This window comes from Halomonas sp. (assembly GCF_041689495.1).
Taxonomy (GTDB): Bacteria; Pseudomonadota; Gammaproteobacteria; order Pseudomonadales; family Halomonadaceae; genus Halomonas.
In genome coordinates this window covers 1-1,818 of sequence record NZ_JBDNGD010000498.1, presented here as the reverse complement: position 1 = coordinate 1,818, position 1,818 = coordinate 1, and the positions used below count along the sequence as shown (strand labels likewise).

3 protein-coding genes are annotated in these 1,818 nt (G+C 68.1%); 1 reads left to right on the top strand and 2 read right to left on the bottom strand.

Annotation, left to right across the window (positions count from 1 at the left end):
* On the top strand, window positions 1-391 hold a 391-nt coding region (locus ACESMD_RS14870), incomplete at its 5' end, for a dihydroxy-acid dehydratase (protein ID WP_372614498.1).
* A gap of 4 nt (window positions 392-395) precedes the next feature.
* Here the strand turns inward: ACESMD_RS14870 and kduD are convergent.
* Window positions 396-1,148: a 2-dehydro-3-deoxy-D-gluconate 5-dehydrogenase KduD gene (gene kduD, locus ACESMD_RS14865; protein ID WP_372614496.1), complete on the bottom strand. Its 753-nt coding sequence runs from the start codon at window positions 1,146-1,148 to the stop codon at window positions 396-398.
* Window positions 1,149-1,219: 71 nt separating this feature from the next.
* Window positions 1,220-1,818 (bottom strand): carbohydrate kinase family protein (locus ACESMD_RS14860; protein WP_372614494.1); only part of this gene is annotated, 599 nt, incomplete at its 5' end.

Below are 1,818 nucleotides of genomic sequence, written 5' to 3'. Positions count from 1 at the left end.
GCAGCCGCCGGAAGCCCTCATCAAGCAGGGCGTCGAATCGCTGCCTTGCCTGGGCGATGGCCGTCAGTCGGGTACCTCCGGTTCACCCTCGATCCTCAATGCCTCACCCGAAGCGGCTACCGGTGGCGGACTTGCGCTGCTCGAGAGCGGTGACTGGTTGCGTGTCGACCTCGGCCGCGGCGTGGTTCGCCTGAAGATCGACGACGACGAACTAAAGGCGCGGCGCGAGCGGCTCGACGCCAACGGTGGCTATCGCTATCCGGACCACCAGACGCCCTGGCAGGAGATCCAGCGCGCCCTGGTCGAGCCGTTGGACCGCGGCATGACGCTGGAAGGGGCGACTCGCTACCGCGATGTGGCGCGGGTGAGCCCGCCGCGGGATAACCACTGAGGCTTCAGCGGGCCAGCCAGCCGCCGTCCACTGCCAGCGCGTGACCGTTGACGTAGGCGGCCGCAGGGGAGCAGAGAAATACCACGGCCCCGGCCAGGTCGTCCGGCGTGCCCCAGCGCCCGGCGGGAATGCGGCCGAGTATCTCCGCGCTGCGCTGTTCGTCCTCGCGCAGGGCCTGGGTATTGTCCGTGGCCATGTAGCCGGGGGCAATGGCATTGACGGTGATGCCGTACGCTGCCCACTCGTTGGCCAGCAGCCGTGTCAGGCCGAGCAAGCCGCTCTTGCTGGCGGTATACGAGGGCACGCGAATTCCTCCCTGGAAGGAGAGCACCGAAGCGATATTGACGATTCGCCCGGTTGCCTGGCGCTCGACCAGGTGGCGAGCCACCTGCTGGGCGAGGAAGAAGGCCGCCTTGAGATTGACGTCAATGACCTCATCCCAGTCGGCTTCGGAGAACTCCAGCGCCGGCGCCCGGCGGATGGTGCCGGCATTGTTGACCAGGATATCCAGCTGGCCGGCCTCTCCCAGGGCCCGTGCGACGATCTCGCCCGGCGAGTCCTTGTCGAGTTCGGCCTGAACGTCGAAGAAGCGCCGGCCCAACGCCTTGACCGCGGCGCAGGTGTCGCTGGCCGGGTGGCGATTGACGCCCACGATATCGGCGCCGGCTTCCGCCAGGGCCACGGCCATGGCCTGACCTAACCCCTTGTTGCTGCCGGTGACCATGGCCACCTGGCCGTCCAGGGAGAAGCGATGCATGTCTTGCCTCCTGTCGCGGTGCAAGGATTCTCGCCGTCGCGCGTTCCGCTATCCGGCATCGATCAGGGCGCCTATCGCCCCGTGTAGTTCGCTGGCGTGTCGGATCGCGATGGCGCCGGCCGGCGTGACGCGATTCCAGCACCAGCACGATGGTCAGCTTCCAGTTTTTCGAGCCGTGCGCGGTCGGGAAGGCCTTCCATGTCGCCGATCACCTGTACCGCCTGGGCGCCGATCAGGTTGCCGCGCCGGACCGCCTCGCGGGGCGAGAGGCCGTCGAGCAGCGCACTGATGACGCCCACGGCGAAGCCGTCGCCGGCGCCAACGGTGTCCACCACCTCGGGCACCGGGAAACCCGCCACCGTGAAGCTGGCCTCCTGGCCACCCAGGACGCCGCGGTAGTAGCTGCCTTCCGGGCCGAGTTTGATGATCACCGCCTGGGCGCCGCGTTCCAGGTAGAAATCGGCGATGTCGTGGGGGGCCTGCCGACCGGTCAGCCGTTTACCCTCCTCGATGCCTGGCAGCACCCAGTCGGCCCCGGCCGCCAGGCCATTGAGGGTGTCACGCATGTCCGTTTCGCTGGCCCAGAGCCCGGGTCGCAGGTTGGGATCGAAGGAGATGCTGGTCCCGGCGCGGCGAGCCTGGTCGAGCATGTGCATCGATAATTCCCGGG

What these genes read in the sequence shown, in the direction of transcription:
- kduD (WP_372614496.1), bottom strand. Translation starts at nt 1,148, where the DNA reads ATGCATCGCTTCTCCCTGGACGGCCAGGTGGCCATGGTCACCGGCAGC.